We start from the raw sequence: 20,074 nt of genomic DNA on the forward strand, positions 1-20,074 counted from the left end.
CATGGGGTCGTACACGGTTCCGTACGTCATCGAGCGGACCGCGCAGGGTGAGCGGTCCTACGACGTCTTCAGCCGGCTGCTCAACGAGCGGATCATCTTCCTCGGCACCGAGATCGACGACGGGGTCGCCAATGTGGTCATCGCGCAACTCCTGCATCTGGAGTCGTCGAATCCCGAGCACGAGATCTCGATCTACCTCAACTCGCCCGGCGGATCGTTCACTTCCCTGATGGCGATCTACGACACGATGACATTCGTGCAGTCCCCGATCTCCACGTTCTGCGTCGGCCAGGCGGCCTCCACGGCGGCCGTGCTGCTGGCCGGCGGCGATCCCGGGCGGCGGTTCGTGCTCCAGCACGCGCGGGTGCTGCTCGGCCAGCCGGCCAGCGGCGGACGGCAGGGCACGGTCTCCGACCTCAGCCTCGCGGCCAAGGAAATGGTCCGCATCCGCTCCCAGGTGGAGGAGGTCCTGTCCCGGCACACGCACCACGACGTGGCGACGCTGCGCGCGGACATGGACCGGGACAAGGTGCTCACCGCCGAGGAGGCCGTCGCCTACGGGCTCGCCGACGAGGTGCTGAGCCGACGGCTGGCGTTCGTCTGAGCCCGGAGCGGCCGGTACGGCGGGGGCACCCTCCCCTGTACCGGCCGTCGGGCCCTCGGTTCGGTCAGGCGGCGAGGCACAGGCCGTCGTACTGCCCCGTCGGCGACCTGCGGCCCCGGCCCACCCGGCTCGGGGTGTACCGGGCCAGCTCGTCCTGGGCGAGCGAGAGCAGGTCGGCGAGGCCGAGCCCGAGGGCCTGGGCGGCGGCCGCGAGAACCTCGGAGGAGGCCTCCTTGCGTCCGCGCTCCAGTTCGGACAGGTACGGCATCGAGATCCGGGCCGCCTCCGCGACGTCCTTCAACGTGCGCTCCTGGGCGAGCCGCTCGCGCCGCAGCACATCACCGACGAGGTCGCGCCACAAGGGCTCCTTGGGCGCCGGTGGCTGCGGGGCCCCCGTCGGTCGCTGCGGGGTGCGGGTCGTCCCACCGGAGCCGGGCGGCGCCGTCTGCGGGCGCAGGGGAATGACGCGGGCTTCGTTCGGCGCATGAGTGCTCACCCCTTCAGCCTAGAGATTCGGGGCGCCACGGGAAGGGAGCGACGTTCTGCCCTGGGTGAAGCCGTGCGGCCGTGCGGCCGGGCTGGTGGCGGCAGTTGAAGGGTGCCGCGGCCCGGCCATCGACCGATGCGGCTGTCGATGCGCTCGCGGAGGAAATCGATGCGCTCGCGGAGGAAGTGGCGTGGCCGTGCGGGACGCCGTGGGGCTGCCTAGCGTGGCAGTGTGAGCGTCACGAGTCCGCCCGGCCGGGCCGCCGCACGCACCGGCGGCCCGGCACTCGCACCGCACGGCTGGGTGCGCGCCGGCGTCACGGTGCTGGCCGGGCTGGTCGTCATGGGCGCGCTCGCCGCGCTCGGGCTGTGGGCGGCGGGCGGCGGCGACATCCCGGAGGGCGGGTTCCCCCGGGTGGTCGTGGCCGTGGTCGTCGTGGCTGTCGGCGGCAGTGTGAGGCTGGCGGGCGACGCCGGTGCGTCGGCCGGCACACGGGCGGGGCTGACGGTGATGCCGCTGTCGGTGACGCTGTCCGGGGCGCTGGTGATCGCCGCGGGATTCCTGCGCCCACTGCGGCACCGCGCCGTCGCCGACGCGCGTGAACTGGCGGGCTGGGCGGGGCGGATCGCCGTGCTGTGGCTGGCGGCGCTCGTCGGCCTCGCCCTGGTGGCCCGCCAGACCTTCGCGGTCCCGCTCGGCACCGGGACGATCGGCGACATCGGCAGCCTGTTCGGGATCTCCCCGAGGATCGGCTTCGCCACGGACCTGTGGCCGACCGTGCTGTTCGGTCTGCTCTGGCTGGCGGGCGTGCTCGTCCTCGCCCTGCTGGTGTCACGAGGTGCGCCGCTGCCGGCTCGGCTGTTGCGCTTCCAGGAGTCGGTGCGGCCCGCCGCCCACGCCATGGTGGCCCTGCTGCTCGCCTGCGTCGCCCTGGGCGCCGTGGTCGCGCTGGTGGTGGCGGCGACCCGCGGGCACCCCGCCGAGACGTTCGCGCTGATCCTGCTGGGCCTGCCCAACCTGGTGTGGCCGGTGCTCACCCTCGGCATGGGCGCCACCTGGCACGGCCGGGTGGACGGGCCGTTCGGGCTGCCGATGCCGCATCTGCTCGACGAGGTGCTGCGGACTCCCGAACTCTCGACGCTGAACCTGCGTACGCTCGCCCGGTACGACGGCCGGGCGTGGTGGCTCGTGGCCGTGGACGCCGTGCTGCTGATCGCCGCCGGATTCGTGCTGGCGGTGCGCTCACCGGCGTGGATGCGGCCGTGGCGGCACGCCGTGCACATGGCGGTCGCGCTGACGGCGGCGGTTCTCGCCGTCTGCCTGCTGTGCCGGGTCTCGGCGCACTACGGCCTGTCGCTCATCGGGGTGGGCGACCTCGGCGGAGGGCTCTCCGGCGTGCTGTTCCTGAGACCCCGGCCGGGGACGGCGCTGGGGCTCGCCATGGTGTGGGGACTTGCGACCGGGTTCGCGGGCGGTCTGCTCGCCCAGGGGGTGCGGCGACGGGGCGAGGTTCCGTGACGCGGCGCCCCGGCCTTCGGTCAGGCCGCCGGGGTGGACAGTGCGGGCACGAACCGTTGCATTCGCAGCGCGTCCACGGACTCGGCGAGCAGTTCGTACTCGGTGGTGTCGTCACTGACGGCGACACGGACCAGCCGTCCGGCCGCCAGCTCCTCGGCCACCTTCTCCTGCTGCCCGACGTCCTTGCACCAGGCGCGCAGGACGGCCGGCACGTCCGGGACCGTGTCGGCGACGGGGGCGATGGAGTTCGGCGGGAAGAGCGGGTTGTCGGAGTCCGGGTCGAGCCGTTCGGCGATCCAGGAGGCACGGTCGCGCATCCACCACAGGGCGAGGGCCAGGGTCGGGGCGCGGTAGGTGCCGAGGGGGACGCCGACCCGTTGCCCTCCGCAGACGCCGTATGCCGTGACATGGCACAGGAACTCGTCGTGCACGATCGCTCCCCCCGTGCGGTGCTCGGTGCCGGATCGGCCCGTGGTGCCTTGCGTTCGGTCGCTGTGCACGTGGGCGTCCCGCTGTCCGCGCGGTAGCGCTTTCTATCGTGACCCGGGTCACCCACTCCTTCGAGTATCGCCACTCCTGACCCTCTGTCACCATGCGATTTGCCAGTCTCCTGGCATATTCACGGCCGCTTCTGGCGAACGAGCCACCTCCGCCCGGCGTGCCTGCGCTTACCCGGGAGGTAATCGACGCCCCCGCGCGTGTCCGGGCATGGTTGCGATGTCGGCTCCCGGCAGGCGCCACACCCCGGGATCCGGCTCCTGACCAGCGCATGTGACCCCGATGGAGGCTGATCGCCATGACCGCAGAGACCAACCGCTACGAGTCCGCCGTCGCCCGCTACTTCGAGGCGTGGAACACCCGGGACGCCCAAGCGCTGGCGAAGGCGGTCGCCGCCGCCTGGGCCGCGGACGGAACCTACACCGACCCGCTGGCCGACGTCAGCGGGCACGAGCAGATCGCGACCGTGATCGCGGGTGCGCACGCACAGTTCCCGGGGTTCTCCTTCCGGCTCACGGGCGCGGTCGACGGGCACCACGACCTCGCCCGCTTCTCCTGGGAGTTGGTGAGCCACGCGGACGGTTCGGCACCCGTCGCCGGCTCCGACGTGATCACGCTGGACGGCGAGGGGCGTATTCGCACGGTGCACGGGTTCCTGGACCGCGTCCCCGAGGGCGCGGCGGGTTAGTCAGCGTCTGCCTTCGGATCAGCTCGGCGTCAGCGCCGCGGCGCACTAGGAAATGGGTCCGGGCCAGCTCGGCGGCTCCTCCTCGGTGTCCTCCGCGCTGCGGCCCGGCGCTCCCTGCTCCTGGGGCGCCGCCTCGGCCTTGAGGCTCAGGCTCAGTTCACCGTCCACGACGTCGACGACGACGGTGTCGCCCGGGTTGAGCGTGCCGTCGAGCAGCATGTTCGACAGCCGGTTGTCGAGTTCGGTCTGGATGGTGCGGCGCAGCGGCCGGGCCCCGTACTCCGGCTGGTAGCCGCGGTTCGCCAGCCACTCCTTGGCCGTCTCGGTGACCTCCAGGCCGATCTGCTGGGCGTGCAGCCGGCGCCGGCTGTCCTCCAGGAGCAGGTCGACGATCCGCACCAGGTCCCGGCGGCCCAGGGCGTGGAAGACGATGACCTCGTCGATCCGGTTGAGGAACTCCGGGCGGAAGTGCGCCTGGAGTTCCGCCGTGAGGTCGTCCCTGATCTCGTCGATGTCGCCGTGGTGGTCGAGGATGTGCTTCGAGGCGATGTTGCTGGTCATGATGACGACGGTGTTGCGGAAGTCGACCGTGCGCCCCTGCGCGTCGGTGAGCCGTCCGTCGTCCAGCACCTGCAGCAGCAGGTTGAACACGTCGCGGTGGGCCTTCTCCACCTCGTCGAAGAGCACGACGCTGTACGGCTTGCGGCGCACCGCCTCGGTGAGCTGGCCGGCCTCCTCGTAGCCGACGTAGCCGGGCGGGGAGCCGATGAGCCGGGAGACGGTGTGCTTCTCCTGGAACTCGCTCATGTCGAAGCGGATCATGCGGTCCGGGTCGCCGAAGAGCAGTTCCGCGAGCGCCTTGGCGAGTTCCGTCTTGCCGACGCCGGTGGGGCCGAGCAAGAGGAAGCTGCCGGTGGGACGGTTCGGGTCGCCCATGCCGGCCCGGCCGCGGCGCACGGCCTGGGCCACGGCGGTGACCGCGTCGTCCTGGCCGACGATCCGCTCGTGCAGGACCTCCTCCAGCTTCATCAGCCGGTCGCGTTCGGTCTCGGTGAGCTGGGAGACCGGAATACCGGTGCGGGCGGAGAGGACTTCGGCGATGTCGTCGGGGGTGACGCTGGGCGTCGGTGCTCCGCCCTCTCCGACCGAGGCCAGCCGGCCCTCCAACTCCGTGATTTCTCGCTTGAGTCGGCTCGCACGCTCGAAGTCCTCGGTGCTGACGGCCTCGTCCTTCTCCCGGCGCAGCCGGGTGAGCCGGTCCTCCAGGTCCGCTGCCTCCGCGGAGTCCCCCACGCTGCGCAGTCCGACCCGGGCTCCGGCCTGGTCCATGAGGTCGATCGCCTTGTCGGGCAGGAAGCGGTCGCTGATGTAGCGGTCGGAGAGGGCGGCCGCGGCGTCCAGCGCCTCGTCGGTGTAGCGGACCTGGTGGTGGGCCTCGTAGGCGTCGCGCAGTCCGCGCAGGATCTCGACCGTCTCCTCGACGGTCGGTTCGGGCACCATGACGGGCTGGAAGCGGCGCTCCAGCGCGGCGTCCTTCTCGATGTGCTTGCGGTACTCGTCGATGGTGGTGGCGCCGACCACGCTGAGGTCGCCTCGGGCGAGGGCGGGCTTGAGGATGTTTCCCGCGTCCATGGATCCCTCGCCGGTGCCGCCGGCGCCGACGACCGTGTGCAGTTCGTCGATGAAGAGGACGACGCTCTTCTCGGCCCCGATGACCTCGTCGATGACCTTCTTCAGCCGCTCCTCGAACTGGCCCCGGTACTGGGATCCGGCGACGAGTCCGGCGAGGTCGAGGGCGACCACGCGGCGGTCCTTCAGCGCCTTGGGGACCTCCCCGGCGACGATGCGCTGGGCCAGCCCTTCGACGATCGCGGTCTTGCCGACGCCGGGGTCGCCGATCAGGACCGGGTTGTTCTTCGTGCGGCGGGAGAGGACCTCGATGGTCTGCTCGATCTCGGCCGCCCGCCCGACCACCGGGTCGAGGTGTCCGGCGCGTGCCTCGTCGGTGAGGTCGCGCCCGTACTCGTCGAGCGTCGGTGTGTCGGGGTGCCCGCCCGTCTCCCGCCCCTGCCGGGGAGCACCGCCGAGGGCGCCCGGGGTGGCTCCCTCGGTCCTGAGGGTCCGGGCCAGCGGGGAGCGCGGATCGTCCAGGATCGCGGCGAGGATGTGCTCGGGGCCGATGTAGGAGGCGCCGGCCGCCTGGGAGCGGGCGTGCGCTGTGAGCAGGGCGCGTTTGGCCGCCGGCGTCAGCGCTGGCTCACCGGTGCCGGTCCCGGAGGGCAGGGATTCCCGCAGGTCGTCGGCGAGCTTGCCGGGATCGGCGCCCGCCTGCTCCAGCACCTGGCGCGCGGCCGGTACCTGGGTCGCGGCCCACAGCAGGTGGACGGTGTCGAGATCGGACCCGTCCTCGGCCGCCCGTGTGCCGGCGGTGGCGAGCAACTCCTGCGCGGAGTCGCTGAGGAGACGTCCGATGGGGACACGTTGGACGGCCGGCGGTGAGGTCGCCGGGCTCATGCCGAAGAAGCGGTTGAACAGTTCGGAGAACGGGTCTCCTGACCCGAAGGGTGAGATCGTCACGATGGACCACCCGTCCGCGGCCGACACGGCCGCGTCGCCCGCCGTAGTCGATTGCCCGTACCTGCCCAGTCTTGGACACGCGGAACGGCCCCTCAACCGCAGGGCTGCCGGGGCACCGGGGCGATTGGGAACGGGATGCGGGGGTACCCCGGCGCCGACGCTCGGCGGCCCCTGGTGACCGAGGAGACGAGGCCGCCGGGCGGGCCGGGCGCGCCCCCGGCGTCCTCGGCGTCCTCGGGTACGCGCTCGGCCGGAGGCAGCCGCCCGACTCCGGGGGCTGAGCGAACGCCCCACGGATTGATCGCCCGACGGCCGCATGGCGCGGCGGCAGGGTGCCACCTGCCGCAGCGCCTCGGGGTCACCTCACTGCTGGACGAGCGCGTCGATCCGCGCCAGCTCCTCCGCGTCGAAGTCCAGGTTGCCGATCGCCGCCACACTGTCCTCCAACTGCTGCGGGCTGCTCGCGCCGACCAGGGCGGACGTGACCCGGCCGCCCCGCAGCACCCAGGCCAGGGCCATCTGGGCCAGGGACTGGCCGCGGGACTTGGCGATGTCGTCGAGGGCGCGCAGCCTGCCCACCAGCTCCCCGGTGACCGCGTCGGAGTTGAGGAACGGGCTGTCGCTCGCCGCGCGCGAGTCCTCCGGGATGCCGTCGAGGTAGCGGGCGGTGAGCAGGCCCTGCTCCAGCGGCGAGTACGCGATGGAACCGACCTGGAGTTCGTCCAGGGTGTCCAGCAGCCCGTCCTCGGGACGGCGGTCCAGCATCGAGTAGCGCGGCTGGTGGATCAGCAGCGGGGTGCCCAGCTCGCCGAGGATGCGGGCGGCCTCACGGGTCTGCTCCGGGGAGTAGTTGGAGACGCCGACGTACAGCGCCTTGCCCTGCTGGACCGCCGAGTGCAGGGCGCCCATCGTCTCCTCCAGCGGAGTGTCGGGGTCCGGGCGGTGCGAGTAGAAGATGTCGACGTGGTCCAGGCCCATCCGCTTCAGGCTCTGGTCGAGCGAGGACAGCAGGTACTTGCGCGAGCCCCACTCGCCGTACGGCCCGGGCCACATCAGGTAGCCGGCTTTGGTGGAGATGACCAGCTCGTCGCGGTACGGCGCGAAGTCCGCCTTCAGCGCCTGGCCGAGGGCGGACTCGGCGGCGCCGGGCGGCGGGCCGTAGTTGTTGGCCAGGTCGAAGTGTGTGACACCGAGGTCGAAGGCGCGGCGCAGGATGCCGCGTTGGGTGGCGACCGGGCGGTCCGGGCCGAAGTTGTGCCACAGGCCGAGCGACAGCGCGGGCAGCTGCAGGCCGCTGCGTCCGGTGCGGCGGTAGGGCATGGCCTCGTAGCGGTCGGGATGGGCGGTGTACAACGCGACTCCAGAGGGGTTGGCGCACGGGTGAGCGGTTCCGGGGAACCGGTCACCACTCTCGCCCTGCCTGCGGGCAGTGGTCCAACAGAAGAATCGGATGGAATTCAGCGGATATGCTTCTCAATCATGGAACTGCGCCACCTCCAGCACTTCGTCGCGGTCGCCGAGGACCAGCACTTCACTCGGGCAGCGGAACGCCTCATGGTGTCCCAGTCGGGCCTGTCGGCGTCGATCCGGGCGCTGGAGCGGGAGCTGCGGGCCCCGCTGTTCGTGCGCACCACCCGCCGGGTGACCCTGACGGAGGCCGGGCGCGCCCTGCTCGGCGAGGCGGAGCGGATCCTGGCACAGGTCCGGGCTGCGCACGAGGCGGTGGCCGCGGTGCAGGGCGTTCTGCGCGGCACGCTGGCGCTCGGCACCGAGCAGTGCATCCCGGGAGTGCATGTGGCCGGGCTGCTCGCGGCGTTCCGGCGGCGCCACCCGGATGTGGAGATCCGGCTGCGGCAGGCGGGTTCGGGCGCGCTGGCCGAGGGGGTCGCCGCCGGGCGGCTGGACCTGGCCTTCGCCTACCGCACGCAGGCGGACACCGACCAGCTCCGGTCCGTGTCGCTGACCAGCGAGTCGATGACGGTGCTGTGCCATCCGGGCCACCGCCTGGCGTCGCGCGGAGCGGTACTCACGCCCGAGGACCTGGGCCGGGAGGTCTTCGTGGACTTCCACCCGGACTGGGGGCCGCGGCGCACCACCGACGCGGCGTTCTCCGCGGCGGGCGTACGGCGCACGGTGGCGCTGGAGGTCAACGACGTGCACAGCCTCCTCGACCTGGTCGACGAGAACCTGGGCATCGCGGTCGTACCCCGGCACTTCCGGCACAAGCGTCCGTCGCTGACCGCGCTCCCCCTCAAGACCGCGGCCGGACCGGAGTACGAGACCGTCGCCCTGCTGCCACCCGAGCGGGCCACCGGGCCGGCGGCCCGGGCCCTGATCGCCCTGCTCGACGTCGAGGGCCTCCTGGCGTCACCACCGCCGTGACGGGGACCGGAGCCGGGCTCCGGACGCATGACGGGCGGCGATGCGCGATGGTGGAGCCATGCATGCCAAGGACATCCTCATCGACGGCTACGGCCGCATCCACGAAGAAGTCCACGCCGCCGTCGACGGTATGGATCCGGACGACCTCAACGCCCGGCCCACGGCCGACACCAACTCCGTCGCCTGGCTCGTCTGGCACCTCACCCGCGTCCAGGACGACCATGTCGCCGACGCCTTCGACCTGGACCAGGTATGGCTGTCACAGGGCTGGGAGAAGCGTTTCGGCCTCGATCTGCCGCGCCACGACACCGGGTACGGGCACAGCCCCGCGAAGGTCGCCAAGGTCCGGGTGGACTCCGGCGACCTGCTGACCGGGTACTACGACGCCGTGCACGAGCAGACCCTTCAGGCGCTGCGGGGGCTGGCCGCCAAGGACCTCGAACGCATCGTCGACGAACGCTGGGGCCCGCCGGTCAGTCTCGGCGTTCGCCTGGTGAGCGTCCTGTCCGACGATCTGCAGCACGCCGGACAGGCCGCCTACGTACGGGGACTGCTTCAGAGCGCGGCCTCGTAGCCGGGCAGGACCACGTCCCGGATGAGGGCGTTCCGCTCGTCGAACGGGATGAACGCGCTCTTGACCGCGTTCACCGTGACGGTGCGCAGGTCCTCGAGGGTCCAGCCCGCCTCCTGGACCAGCAGGGACATCTCCCGGGTCATCGTCGTGCCCGAGACCAGACGGTTGTCGGTGTTGAGGGTGACCCGGAAACCGAGGTCCTTCAGGGCGGTGATGGGGTGCTCGGCGATCGAGCCGGCGGCGCCGGTCTGGAGGTTGGAGGTCGGGCACATCTCCAGGGCGATCCGTCGGTCGCGCACCCAGCCGGCGAGGCGGCCGAGCTTTCCGTCCACGATGTCCTCGGTGATGCGGACGCCGTGCCCGATGCGCTGGGCGCCGCAGACCTGCAGGGCCTGGTGGATGCTGGGCAGGCCGTGCGCCTCGCCCGCGTGGATGGTGAAGGGGACGCTCTCGCTGCGCAGGTGCTCGAAGGCGGCCAGGTGGTCGGCGGGCGGGAAGCCGTCCTCGGCGCCGGCGATGTCGAAGCCGAGGACACCGGCGTCCCGGTAGGCGACCGCCAGGTCGGCGATCTCACGGGTCCGGTCGAACATGCGCATGCCGCAGAGCAGCGTGCCGACGCGCACCGGGGGACCGGCGGCCGCCGCCTTCGCCATGCCGGCGGCGAGCCCCTCCTGGACGGTCTCGACGACCTCATTCAGGGTCAGCCCGCCCTTGACCACCAGCTCGGGGGCGTAGCGCACCTCGGCGTAGACGACGCCGTCCTCGGCGAGGTCGAGGACGTACTCCTCGGCGGTGCGCAGCAGGCCCTCGCGGGTCTGCATCACGGCGAGCGTGTGCTCGAAGGTGGCTATGTAGCGCACCAGGTCGCCGGAGTTGGCGGCGTCGTAATACCAGGCGGCCAGTTCGCCGGGGTCGGTGGTGGGCAGGGTGTGGCCGACCTCCCGCGCGAGCTCGACGACGGTCGCGGGGCGCAGGCCGCCGTCGAGGTGGTCGTGCAGGACGGCCTTGGGCAGGCGGCGGAGGGTGTCGGTGTCGATTTGCGGGGCGGTCATGTGCGGTGGTTCCTCGACGGGTCGTTCTTCAGGGGATTGGCCAGGGGGACTGAGCGGCGGGCTGAAGCAGGTCCCAGCGGTTGCCATACAGGTCCTGGAAGACGGCGACCGTGCCGTACGGCTCGTGCCGCGGCTCCTCCAGGAAGGTGACGCCGACGGCGGTCATCCGGGCGTGGTCGCGGGCGAAGTCGTCGGTGTGCAGGAAGAAACCCACGCGCCCGCCGGTCTGGTCACCGACCCGGCCGCGCTGCGCCTCGTCCTTGGCCCGGGCGAGCAGCAGCCCCGGGCCGTGGCCGTCGGCACCGGGCTCGACCACGACCCACCGGGACCCGTCGCCCCGCGGCTCGTCGGCCACGAGCCGGAACCCCAGGGCGTCGGTGTAGAAGCGGATCGCGGTGTCGTAGTCGTCGACGACGAGGGTGACCAGGGCGATGCGTCTCATGAGGCCTCCGGGTGCGGCGTGCGGCGCGGGAGCACCGGGCGTTATACGTAACACGTAGCGTACGGCATACCGCCGAGCGCGCCGGTGTGGGCTGCGCCACCCCCGGTGCGACTCAGCGGTGTGTTTCAGTGCGCCTCTTCGCCCTGGGCGACCTCGACCTCGTGGTGGAAGCCGATGACGCCGGTCGCCGAGGCGCAGGCGGACACGGCGGCGCAGGCGACGAGGAGGGCGGCGATCGAGCGGGCGGCCCGGTGCGGGGTGCGCGGGGCGGCCAGGAGGGCGGCGACCCGTTGGGGCACGGGTCCGGCGGTCGCGGCGGGGAGGAAGGCGGGCCGTTCGCCGGGGGTGGTGCGGGTGGCGAGGGCGGCGCGGCCGATCGCCCGGGCGGTCAGCCGCCGGTCGCCGACCACGACGGCGGCGGCCTCGTCGGCGGCGCGCTCGACCGCGAGCCGGATGACCGGCGCCACGGACCGCAGCCCGGGGTGGCACAGCGCGGCCAGTTCGGCGACCGCGAGGAAGTAGTGGTGCCCGGCCGCGTTGTGGGCCCGCTCGTGCGCGAAGAGCGCCTCGCGCTCGTCGGGGCTGAGGCTGCGCAGCATCCCGGTGGTGACGACGATGCGGTGCGGCCGCCCGGGCAGCGCGTACGCGTCCGGGCGCGGGGAGTCGATCACGCACAGGTCGCCCGCGGCGGTGCGGCGGTCCGCCTCACTGGTGGCGGCGCGGAACGCCCGGGCCTGCCGCAGCACGGTACGGCACAGGGTCCACAGGCACACGGCGAGCCCACCGACCGAGAACGCCGCCGCCGGCACGACGAACAGGTCCGATCCGGCGCGCAGCGGGCGAACCAGTTCACCGAGCGCGGCGAACAGCGGCAGCTTCAGCAGCCCGGTGAGCACGAACGCGCCGAGCGCGGTCAGGGAGCAGCACGCGAGGACGACCGTGCAGCAGGTCACCACCCACAGCGCGGCCTGGGGCGCGAGCCGTTCCAGGGTGCGCCGCGCCAGCGGGGGCATCACGAACGGCAGTGCGAGCGGGAGGAGCAGCAGGAAGGTCACTGCTCACCGGATTCCAGCAGGTCCCGCAGGACACGCTCGTCGTCTTCGCTGAGCTGGGCGACGAAGCGGGCCAGCACGGTGTGCCGGTCGCTGTCCCGGTCCAGTTCGGTGTGCATGCGCCGGGCGGTGAGTCCGTGGGCGTCCTGGACGGGGAAGTAGGCGTAGCCGCGGCCCTGGCGGCGGCGGTCGACGATGCCCTTCTCGTGCAGCCGGGACAGGATCGTCGTGACCGTCGTACGGGCGAGGCCGGTGCCGAGGCTCTGCTGCACCTGACCCGGGGTCCGGGGGGCGTCCGCGGCCCACAGGGCGGCCATGACGCTCGCTTCCAGCTCGCCCGCCGGGCGGCGCTCGTCCTTCGCTTCGGCCATGGAACCTTCCTCACCCGGTTTTCGTCTACATTTCTGTAGACCGTCTACAGAAGTGTAGTCTTCGCGGATCCGGCCGGGCCGGATCCGCACGTCCATTATGAAAGGGGCTCACTCCCATGGGCGCCGTACCGCGCACCGCACCACCGTACCCGGCCCCCGCACCCGGGCCGCGGTCGTGAGGCGGGCGGACACGGCCGACCTCGCCGGTTCCACGGCGCTCGGCGCCCTGGCGGCGTTCGTGCTGCTGGCGCTGACCGTGACCGGGCGCGGCGGCGCCCCGCTGTTCGGCGACACGGACCTGCTGCACTGGTCGCTCGCCCACCGTCCGCCCATCGCGGTGACCGCGGCGCGCGCGGTGACGTACACGGGAACCGGATTCGTTCCCTACCTCCTGGCCACCGCGGCAGGTGTCGTGATGGGCCGCACCGCACGCCGCGGCGCTCTCACCGCCGCCGCCTGCGTCGCCTGTCTGGCCGTGGGCCAGACCGTGCGGTACGGGGTGATGACGCTGGCCGCGCGTCCGCGCCCGGAGCGCACGGACTGGGTCACGCACGCCTCGGGCTGGTCGTTCCCCTCGGGCCATACGACGACGGCCGCGCTCACCGCAGGGCTGCTGGCGCTCGCGATCCTCGTCCGTGCCCCGCGCGGCAGGGCCGGCTTCGTGGCCGTCGTGCTCACCTGGGGCGTCTCGGTCGGCCTGACCCGTGTGTATCTGGGGGTGCACTGGTTCTCCGACGTCCTGGGCGGCTGGCTGCTCGCCGTGTGCTGGCTGAGCCTGTGCACGTACGCCGCCGCCCGACTGATTCCGCGGACGTTCGCCGACGCCAGGGAGCCGGTGCGGTCCTCGGCGTCCTGAAAGGCGCCGACGCACACGGCACTTCGCCGCCTCCCGCTCCCTGACGCCGACGCGGTGCCCCGGCCGATGACGGCCGGGGCGGAATGTGCGCCGATCAGTTGGGGGACGACAGGTCGATCCAGATCTTCCGGATTTTGCGGCCCGAGGTCTCCACGTACACCGTGCGCTTGTCGGCCGCCCCGCACTTTGCCGGCGGTCTCGACGAACTCCTTGAGATCTCCGATGGTCAGGTCCCGGTTCTTCCCGTCAAGAGAGCGCTGATGCTCTGGCATGGACTCAGCATGCGGTGCCGTCGCTCGCTGTCACCAGGGCCGCTGCCGTGCCCGGTGAGCCGCAACGATGAGGCGCGGGACCGACGTTCACTCTCCCCCTCGGTGCAGCGCGTCAAGACGCGCGATCTCCTCAGCGGTCAGGCGCAGCGCACCCGCCGCCACGTTCTCCACCAGGTGGTCCGGGTTGCCGGTGCCCGGGATGGCCAGCACGTGGGGGCCCTGCTGGAGCGTCCACGCCAGGCGGACCTGGGCGGGGGTGGCGCCGTGGGCCCGCGCGATCGCGTCGACCTCGTCCGCCTCGTCCGCCTCGTCACCGGACGGCCCGTGTTCGGCGCCCTTGCCCGCGATGGCGAAGAACGGCACGAAGGCGATGCCCTGTTCGCCGCAGATCCGCAGGAGTTCCTCCGTGCCCGGATCGAACTCGTGAAGCCCGTACTTGTTCTGCACGCTCACCACCGGCGCGATCGCCTGCGCCTCCGCCAGGTGCCGGGGTTCGACGCCGGAGATGCCCAGATGGCGGATCAGGCCCGCTTCACGCAGCTCGGCGAGAGCGCCGAAGTGCTCGGCGATCGAGTCCCACCGCTGCTGCGACCTGCGCAGGTAGACCATGTCCAGGTGGTCGCGGCCGAGCTGGCGCAGGTTCTCCTCGACGTGGCTGCGCAGTTGGTCGGGGCGGGCCCATGTACCCCACTCCCCCGAGTAGTCGCGGAACGGGCCCACCTTCGTGGCGATGACCAGGTCGTCCGTATACGGCGCCAGCGCGCTGTTGATGATCTCGTTCGCGGAGCGCAGTGACGAGAAGTAGAAGGCGGCCGTGTCGATGTGGTTGACACCGAGTTCGACCGCCTTGCGCAGCACGACGATCGACTGCTCGCGGTCGCTCGGCGTCCCGAGGTGGAAGGCGGCGCTGCCCGTCAGCCGCATCGCGCCGAAGCCGATGCGGTGGACGGGCAGGTCGCCGAGTTTCCAGGTGCCCGCGGCGTCCGCGGTGATCGTCTGTGAGGTCATGGGTGGATCATGCACATACCCCGGGGCTCCGGCGCACGCCCTTTAGGGGTCCTTGCACCATGAGCGCTTGATGAGGTCGCGTGGTCTGGTGCCGTGCATCGCAAGGCGCCGGAGAGCCCTCGGTGGGGTCCCCCCTGCTCGAGCGAAGCCGAGAGCTCGGGGGAGGAGCTACCAGGGCTTTTCGGCAACGCGGCGAGGTGCGGTGCCAGGCCGCGCGACCCGGGCGGGCATAGTGCAAGGACCCCTTAGGGATACGTATACGTGTTCAGGGTGCTGACGGCGGAGGCCGGGTCACCGAGGTCGTAGCGGTCCACGGCCAGGTAGTTGGGCTTCTCGCGGGCGGCCGGCTGGCAGAACCGCTGGGCGCGGTCGGTGAGCTTGGTGTTGTCCGTGCGCGCCGTGGACGTGATCGTCGCGTCACGGAAGTGGTTCATGACGAACAGCGGGCGGAAGCCTGGTTCGGTGCGGGTCAGCGGGATGTTCGTGTTCGCGTCGTACCAGCGGCTGTAGCAGGACCAGTCGGAGGAGCCGAGGCCCGAGCCCATGGACCAGTAGTTCTCGACGGTCCAGTCCTTCTGGTACATCACGCCGAAGCTGTCACGGGTGAGCCCGGCCGCCTCGTCGGAGGAGCGGCTGTGGTCGGTGAAGATCAGCAGTCGGTGGTTCGCGGCGATCAGATCGGCCATCTTCGGCCAGCCGTTCTGCTTCACCCCGGCCTGGTCGGGCCGGTAGAGCACGTCGGACAGGCCGCTCACCCGCGCCAGTTCACCGCGCAGGACGCCCGGGCCGACGTAGTCCTCGAGGAAGACGGTGATGAACTGATCGGGGTGGGCCTTGAGGAAGTCCACCATCCGCTGGACGTCCACCCACAGGGCGACCGGACTGCTGACCAGGGTGCAGCTGTTGTGGCAGAGGATCGCGCCGTCGGGGGTCTGGTGGATGTTCAGCATGAAGCCGCGGACTCCGTCGGCGAGTTGCTGGTTGATCCCGCGCGCCTGGTTGGGTACGAGGTTGACGAAGGGCGGGGCGAAACCGCCGTCGACGCCGTTGGCGTAGGCGTTGTGCGCGGTGAGGAAGGTGACCTGGTCGAGGGTGCGCCGGTCGGCGGACGGCATGGGGTTGGTGGGCGAGGTGACCGGGGTGAGGTACCAGGAGGCGAGGCCGCTCGCGGAGCCGATGGCGAGCTGGGCGGGATAGTTGGTACCGGAGGCCTTGGCGGCCACGGTCAGGTAGCGGTCGGTTCCGGGCGCCTTGAGTGTGTACTGGTCGCCTCCGGCCTGTGTGATGTCCCAGGCCGCGTCGGCGCTCGCGCAGGCGACGGTGCGGGCCTGGTCGCCCGAGCGTCCGAGGCAGCTGCCCGCGGTGTCGGCGCTTTCGAGGACGTACGAGGATCCGCTCGCTCTGAGGTTCCACTGCTGGTGGTCCTCGTTGCCCTTGGGGTTGTGCTGTTCGACGGCTCCCCCGTGGTCGGCCGCGTCGAGCCCGGTCGTGACGCTCTGGACGTAGTAGGTGCCGGCGGCGGGGAGCGCGGCGGCCGCGTGGGACGGAGAAGCCACGGTCGCGGCGGCCAGCACGGTGGCCGCGGCGAGCAGGGCGTGGGGGGTTCGCATGAGGTGACCCTTCGGTCGAGGATCGGGATGGTCAGGTGCATGACATCACGACAGGTGGCCGGACGTCAGGAGGGGAGACGTCCACGCGGTGAAATCCGAGGACATGTGCCCGCATGACTCGGCGGCGCTGCGCGGCGTTCTACGCGAACCCGGCTCGCGCGCATCGGACAATCTTCCTCATGACCACCACAGCGCACCCTCTCGTCGCCCGTGCCCGACAGCTCGCCGCCGACGTCCTGGCACCGCAGGCGGAGCGTGTCGACCAGGAGGGCGTGCCCGTGAGCCACATCGAGGCCGTCAAGCGGTCGGGGTTGCTCGGGGTGAGCGCCCCGGTGGAGTACGGCGGCTCGGGCGCGCCCGCCGCGGTGGCCCGGGAGACCGCCGAGATCCTGGCGGGGGCGTGCTGCTCGACGTGGTTCGTGCAGACCCAGCACCACACACCGGTGCTGACGCTGGCGCAGAGCGAACTGCCCGTACGGGAGCGGCTGCTCGGCCCGCTGGCGCGCGGGGAGCTGCTGTCGGGGGTGGCGTACGCCCATCTGCGGTCATATCCGCGCGTCCCGGTGCGGGTCACGCGGGAGCGGGGCGGCCGCCGGTTCGACGGGACCGTGCCCTGGTACACCGGATGGGGCCTGAACGACATGATGCTGCTCGCCGGGGTGACCGACGCCGGCGAGGCGCTGTTCGCCTTCACCGAGGCGCGCGACCAGCCGGGGCTGCGGGCGTCGGTGCCGCTGCGGCTGGCGGCGCTCACCGCCGCGCGCACGGTCACGCTGGAGCTGGACGGGCTGTGGCTGCCGGAGGAGGCGGTGGCGCTGCGGACGCCGTACGAGCGGTGGGCGGCCGCCGACCGGCCGAAGACGGTGAACACCTCACCGGCGGTGTTCGGTGTGGCTCAGGCAGCGCTCGGTCTGCTGGACGACGACACCGCAGCGCCCCTGCGGGCCCGGCTCCACGAGGTAAGGGGCCGCGCCTACGACCTGGCCGACCGGGCGGCCCCGCACGAACGCCTTCACGAGCGGCTGGCGCTCAGGACGCAGGCGTACGAGGTGCTGCGCGCGGCCACCACCGCGGCGGTGGTGGCCGGCGGGGGCCGCGCGATGATGCTGACGAACAGGGCCCAACGGTTCGCCCGCGAGGGGATGTTCCTGCTGGTGCAGGGCCAGACGGCGGATTCGCGCCGGGCGCACCTCGACCACCTGGCGGCCCTGGGTTCAGCTCGCGAAGGGGACCTGTGACGCGAGGGCGTCCCGCGCCATGGACGGATGCCGCCACAGCCCTTGCGCCGCCAGTCTCGGCAGCACTCCCTCCCCGAACCAGTACGCCTCCTCCAGATGCGGATACCCGGACAGCACGAACTCCTCGATGCCCAGCGCCGCGTACTCCTTGATGCGCTCGGCGACCTCCTGGTGGCTGCCGACCAGCGCCGTGCCCGCGCCGCCGCGCACCAGGCCGATCCCCGCCCACAGGTTGGGGTGGATCTCCAGGCCGTCCCTGCTTCCGCCGTGCAGCGCGAGCATCCGCCGCTGCCCCTCGGACTCGCTGCGGGCGAGCCCGGCCTGGACGGACGCCACGGTCTCGGGGTCGAAACCGTCGAGCAGCCGGTCGGCCTCGGCCCACGCCTGCTCGGAGGTGTCGCGGGTGATCACGTGCAGCCGGATGCCGAACCGCAGGGTCCGGCCCTCCTTCGCGGCGAGCGACCTGATCCACGAGACCTTCTCAGCGACCTGGGCCGGCGGCTCGCCCCACGTGAGGTAGACGTCGACGTGCCGGGCCGCGATCTCCCCCGCGACGGGCGACGACCCGCCGAAGTAGACCTCGGGGACCGGGTCGGGCACCCGGGCCAGCTTCGCGTCCTCGACCTGGAGGTGCTCGCCGTGCAGGTCGACGGTCTTGCCTTCCCACAACTCCCGTACGATCCGGAGGAATTCACCGGTACGCCGGTACCGCGCGTCCTTGTCCAGGAAGTCGCCGTAGGCGCGCTGCTCGTGGCTCTCGCCGCCGGTGACGACGTTGAGGAGGAGCCGTCCGCCCGTCTGCCGCTGGAAGGTGGAGGCCATCTGCGCGGCGAGGGTCGGTGAGACGGAGCCGGGGCGGAAGGCGACCAGGAACTTCAGGCGCTCGGTGTTCTGGCTGACCATCGCGGTGGTCAGCCACGCGTCCTCGCACCAGGCACCGGTCGGGGTGAGCGCTCCGACGAAGCCGAGGTCCTCGGCGGCGCGGGCGATCTGGGTGAGGTAGGCGACCGTCGGCGGCCGGTCCCGCCCGGAGGCGGTCGCCGGGGTGCCGTGGCCGCCGCCGACCACATGGCGGCTGTCGCCGTTGGTGGGCAGGAACCAATGGAAGTTGAGGGACACGGGGTCTCCGTTCAGCGGGTGTCCGTTGGTGCAGGTCGTCGCGCGGCGGCCTCGTGCCGTTCCGCAGGTCCGACCGATGGGCTGGCTGTTTCGGCACTGGCCGGTACCGGGATCAGTCGGCGAACAGGGCACCGGTGGAGTAGCGCTGCTCGCCGCGGAGGCCGTAGGAGCCGCCGAGCCGGGCTCCAGTCGGGTGAGGATGTGCCCCGGGCCCTCAACTCGTCGGCCAGGATGGCGGCGACGGCGAGGGCCTCGCCGTCGTCGGCGATCACATGGGCGGTGGTCATCCCGCCGCTGCCAGGACAGGGGTGCTTCCGAGGACCGCCGAGAACTGGTCGACCACCTGCAGGAGCGCCTCGGTGGCGGCCGGCGCGATGGCCAGGGAGCCGTCCTCGTGCACGGTGATGTCCTTGTCGAGGGTGAACCAGCCCTGCACTATGTGGGCCGCGCCCATGGAGTTGAGGACCGGGCGCAGGGCGTAGTCGATGGCCAGCACGTGGGCGGTGGAACCGCCGGTGGCCAGCGGGAGCACGGTCTTGCCGGTGAGCGCGTACTGCGGGAGCAGGTCGAGCAGCGCCTTCAGGACACCGGAGTAGGAGGCCTTGTAGACGGGCGTGCCGACGACGACTCCGTCGGCGCGGGCGAACAGCTCGGTCGCCTCGACGATGGCGGGGTGACGGAAGTCGGCGCCGAGCAGGGCCTCGGCGGGAACGGTACGGATGTCGAGCGGGATCACCTCGTGGCCCTGCGCGGTCAGCCGCTGGTCCAGATGGCGCAGCAGCCGGTTGGTGCGGGAGGCGGCGGAGGGACTGCCGGATACGGACAGGACGGTGGCCATGGGGTCCTCTTTCGGGAGGGAGGGGGCGTCTGCGTGTGGGAGGCGCCCGTCGACGGACGGCGGGCGGCGGTCAGGCGGGGACGGCCACGGAGACTGACTTCGGTCCGCTGTGCGGGAGTTGGGCCTCCAGCTCCCGGACGAGGGGCAGCACGCGCTTGCCGAAGCACTCGACCTCCTCCTGGTAGTGCAGGAAGCCGAGCAGGAAGAGGTCGGCGCCGAGCCTCTTGTGGGCGACGATGTCCCCCCAGCCTCCGGCCGGGGGGACCCTCACGGCGTTGGGGACCCGGTAGGCGATTCTCACGGGTGCTGCGGACATGCGGGAACTCCTGTTGCGGACGGTTCGCGGAATACGCGGAACACCGGATCCACGGGCGCGAAAAAAGCCCTGAATTGAGTCGGTGTCAGGAAAGCACCGGGCACACCCGTCGCGTGGCGACAGGGGCCGTGCGCGAAAAGGAAGTGACGGCGGATCCGGCAGGAGCGGGGATCACGCCGTGGGGCAACAGGAGGCGCTGGAGACGCGCGCGAGGTCGACGTGGCGTCGCCGCGTGAGGTCCAGTCGCATGTTCATGTCGCCGATCGTGGCAGCCGCCGGTTGGGGCAGTCAAGGAAATCCCGACCGTTCTCGCATCGCGGACCATTGAATTTCACGACGCTGTGACGGGGAAACCCTTGAACGACTTCTGCGGCGGTCCCCACTCCGCGCGGCGGTGCACGAAGGGAACGACGGGAATATGTCGCGGCCTCGCCGGCCATGCGTCAGGAAACGTTCCCGGGGCCGACTTCGACTTGAACTCGGCGGCGTAGTGGCTGACTTGACGGACTCCAGCGGTGGCCTGCACGGGTGGCGGGTCGCCGCCGGGACCGGCATCTCGGACGGGGCGCCCG

20 protein-coding genes and 1 pseudogene are annotated in these 20,074 nt (G+C 71.9%); 7 read left to right on the forward strand and 14 right to left on the reverse strand.

Annotation, left to right across the window (positions count from 1 at the left end; genetic code table 11):
- The first annotated feature begins 1 nt into the window (after position 1).
- Positions 2 to 604: an ATP-dependent Clp protease proteolytic subunit gene (locus tag AB0N14_RS08675; protein ID WP_366024963.1), complete on the forward strand. Its 603-nt coding sequence runs from the start codon at positions 2 to 4 to the stop codon at positions 602 to 604.
- Positions 605 to 668: 64 nt separating this feature from the next.
- Here the strand turns inward: AB0N14_RS08675 and AB0N14_RS08680 are convergent, their stop codons facing one another.
- On the reverse strand, positions 669 to 1,100 hold the full coding sequence (locus AB0N14_RS08680; protein ID WP_366024964.1) for a helix-turn-helix transcriptional regulator: 432 nt from the start codon (positions 1,098 to 1,100) through the stop codon (positions 669 to 671).
- Between the two features lie 222 nt (positions 1,101 to 1,322).
- Here AB0N14_RS08680 and AB0N14_RS08685 point away from each other — a divergent pair, with 222 nt between their 5' ends.
- Positions 1,323 to 2,609: a streptophobe family protein gene (locus AB0N14_RS08685; RefSeq protein ID WP_366024965.1), complete on the forward strand. Its 1,287-nt coding sequence runs from the start codon at positions 1,323 to 1,325 to the stop codon at positions 2,607 to 2,609.
- A 20-nt stretch (positions 2,610 to 2,629) separates the two neighbouring features.
- On the opposite strand, the gene AB0N14_RS08690 is transcribed toward AB0N14_RS08685, so the two are convergent.
- Complete coding sequence (locus AB0N14_RS08690) at positions 2,630 to 3,040, reverse strand: hypothetical protein (protein ID WP_366024966.1); 411 nt, start codon at positions 3,038 to 3,040, stop codon at positions 2,630 to 2,632.
- A 365-nt stretch (positions 3,041 to 3,405) separates the two neighbouring features.
- Here AB0N14_RS08690 and AB0N14_RS08695 point away from each other — a divergent pair, with 365 nt between their 5' ends.
- On the forward strand, positions 3,406 to 3,795 hold the full coding sequence (locus tag AB0N14_RS08695) for a nuclear transport factor 2 family protein (protein WP_366024967.1): 390 nt from the start codon (positions 3,406 to 3,408) through the stop codon (positions 3,793 to 3,795).
- A 45-nt stretch (positions 3,796 to 3,840) separates the two neighbouring features.
- Here AB0N14_RS08695 and AB0N14_RS08700 read toward each other — a convergent pair whose 3' ends face one another.
- Together AB0N14_RS08700 and mgrA are read right to left on the reverse strand one after the other, a co-directional pair.
- Positions 3,841 to 6,372, reverse strand: coding sequence for an ATP-dependent Clp protease ATP-binding subunit (locus AB0N14_RS08700; protein ID WP_366024968.1), 2,532 nt, complete (start codon positions 6,370 to 6,372; stop codon positions 3,841 to 3,843).
- A 363-nt stretch (positions 6,373 to 6,735) separates the two neighbouring features.
- Complete coding sequence (gene mgrA, locus AB0N14_RS08705; protein WP_366024969.1) at positions 6,736 to 7,725, reverse strand: L-glyceraldehyde 3-phosphate reductase; 990 nt, start codon at positions 7,723 to 7,725, stop codon at positions 6,736 to 6,738.
- A 126-nt stretch (positions 7,726 to 7,851) separates the two neighbouring features.
- Between mgrA and AB0N14_RS08710 the strand changes: the two genes are divergently transcribed.
- Both AB0N14_RS08710 and AB0N14_RS08715 read left to right on the forward strand, forming a co-directional pair.
- Positions 7,852 to 8,754, forward strand: a complete 903-nt coding sequence (locus AB0N14_RS08710; RefSeq protein WP_366024970.1) for a LysR family transcriptional regulator — start codon at positions 7,852 to 7,854, stop codon at positions 8,752 to 8,754.
- A gap of 58 nt (positions 8,755 to 8,812) precedes the next feature.
- A complete protein-coding gene (locus AB0N14_RS08715) occupies positions 8,813 to 9,328 on the forward strand; it encodes a DUF664 domain-containing protein (RefSeq protein WP_366024971.1) in 516 nt (171 codons plus the stop codon).
- On the opposite strand, the gene AB0N14_RS08720 is transcribed toward AB0N14_RS08715, so the two are convergent.
- From AB0N14_RS08720 to AB0N14_RS08735, 4 genes are all read right to left on the reverse strand, one after another.
- On the reverse strand, positions 9,310 to 10,380 hold the full coding sequence (locus AB0N14_RS08720; protein WP_366024972.1) for an adenosine deaminase: 1,071 nt from the start codon (positions 10,378 to 10,380) through the stop codon (positions 9,310 to 9,312). The two genes, AB0N14_RS08715 and AB0N14_RS08720, sit on opposite strands and share 19 nt — an antisense overlap.
- A gap of 28 nt (positions 10,381 to 10,408) precedes the next feature.
- Positions 10,409 to 10,822 (reverse strand): VOC family protein, encoded by a 414-nt coding sequence (locus tag AB0N14_RS08725; RefSeq protein ID WP_366024973.1) that lies wholly within the window; start codon positions 10,820 to 10,822, stop codon positions 10,409 to 10,411.
- A 125-nt stretch (positions 10,823 to 10,947) separates the two neighbouring features.
- A complete protein-coding gene (locus AB0N14_RS08730; protein WP_366024974.1) occupies positions 10,948 to 11,877 on the reverse strand; it encodes a M48 family metalloprotease in 930 nt (309 codons plus the stop codon).
- The gene (locus AB0N14_RS08735) at positions 11,874 to 12,245 is read right to left on the reverse strand and encodes a BlaI/MecI/CopY family transcriptional regulator (protein ID WP_366024975.1); all 372 of its coding nucleotides are present in this window, start codon (positions 12,243 to 12,245) and stop codon (positions 11,874 to 11,876) included. Before AB0N14_RS08735 ends, AB0N14_RS08730 begins: the two co-directional genes overlap by 4 nt.
- 175 nt (positions 12,246 to 12,420) lie before the next feature.
- Here AB0N14_RS08735 and AB0N14_RS08740 point away from each other — a divergent pair, with 175 nt between their 5' ends.
- Positions 12,421 to 13,101 carry a phosphatase PAP2 family protein gene (locus tag AB0N14_RS08740; protein WP_366024976.1) on the forward strand — a complete coding sequence of 227 codons (681 nt, stop codon included), beginning with the start codon at positions 12,421 to 12,423 and terminating at the stop codon, positions 13,099 to 13,101.
- Between the two features lie 359 nt (positions 13,102 to 13,460).
- On the opposite strand, the gene AB0N14_RS08745 is transcribed toward AB0N14_RS08740, so the two are convergent.
- Together AB0N14_RS08745 and AB0N14_RS08750 are read right to left on the reverse strand one after the other, a co-directional pair.
- A complete protein-coding gene (locus tag AB0N14_RS08745; protein ID WP_366024977.1) occupies positions 13,461 to 14,381 on the reverse strand; it encodes an aldo/keto reductase in 921 nt (306 codons plus the stop codon).
- Positions 14,382 to 14,626: 245 nt separating this feature from the next.
- Positions 14,627 to 15,991: an RICIN domain-containing protein gene (locus tag AB0N14_RS08750; RefSeq protein ID WP_366024978.1), complete on the reverse strand. Its 1,365-nt coding sequence runs from the start codon at positions 15,989 to 15,991 to the stop codon at positions 14,627 to 14,629.
- A gap of 179 nt (positions 15,992 to 16,170) precedes the next feature.
- Between AB0N14_RS08750 and AB0N14_RS08755 the strand changes: the two genes are divergently transcribed.
- A complete protein-coding gene (locus AB0N14_RS08755) occupies positions 16,171 to 17,229 on the forward strand; it encodes an acyl-CoA dehydrogenase family protein (RefSeq protein WP_366024979.1) in 1,059 nt (352 codons plus the stop codon).
- Here AB0N14_RS08755 and AB0N14_RS08760 read toward each other — a convergent pair.
- From AB0N14_RS08760 to AB0N14_RS08775, 4 genes and pseudogenes are all read right to left on the reverse strand, one after another.
- Positions 17,206 to 18,348 carry an LLM class flavin-dependent oxidoreductase gene (locus AB0N14_RS08760; protein WP_366024980.1) on the reverse strand — a complete coding sequence of 381 codons (1,143 nt, stop codon included), beginning with the start codon at positions 18,346 to 18,348 and terminating at the stop codon, positions 17,206 to 17,208. The two genes, AB0N14_RS08755 and AB0N14_RS08760, sit on opposite strands and share 24 nt — an antisense overlap.
- A 283-nt stretch (positions 18,349 to 18,631) precedes the next feature.
- Positions 18,632 to 19,186 (reverse strand): NADPH-dependent FMN reductase, encoded by a 555-nt coding sequence (gene ssuE, locus AB0N14_RS08765; protein WP_366024981.1) that lies wholly within the window; start codon positions 19,184 to 19,186, stop codon positions 18,632 to 18,634.
- A 70-nt stretch (positions 19,187 to 19,256) separates the two neighbouring features.
- Positions 19,257 to 19,424, reverse strand: a pseudogene (locus AB0N14_RS08770) (dimethyl sulfone monooxygenase SfnG); the annotation flags it as partial.
- A gap of 249 nt (positions 19,425 to 19,673) precedes the next feature.
- Positions 19,674 to 19,757 (reverse strand): putative leader peptide, encoded by an 84-nt coding sequence (locus tag AB0N14_RS08775; RefSeq protein WP_366025144.1) that lies wholly within the window; start codon positions 19,755 to 19,757, stop codon positions 19,674 to 19,676.
- Positions 19,758 to 20,074: the final 317 nt, after the last annotated feature.

The organism is Streptomyces sp. NPDC051104 (assembly GCF_040682835.1).
GTDB classification, from domain to species: Bacteria; Actinomycetota; Actinomycetes; order Streptomycetales; family Streptomycetaceae; genus Streptomyces; species Streptomyces cynarae.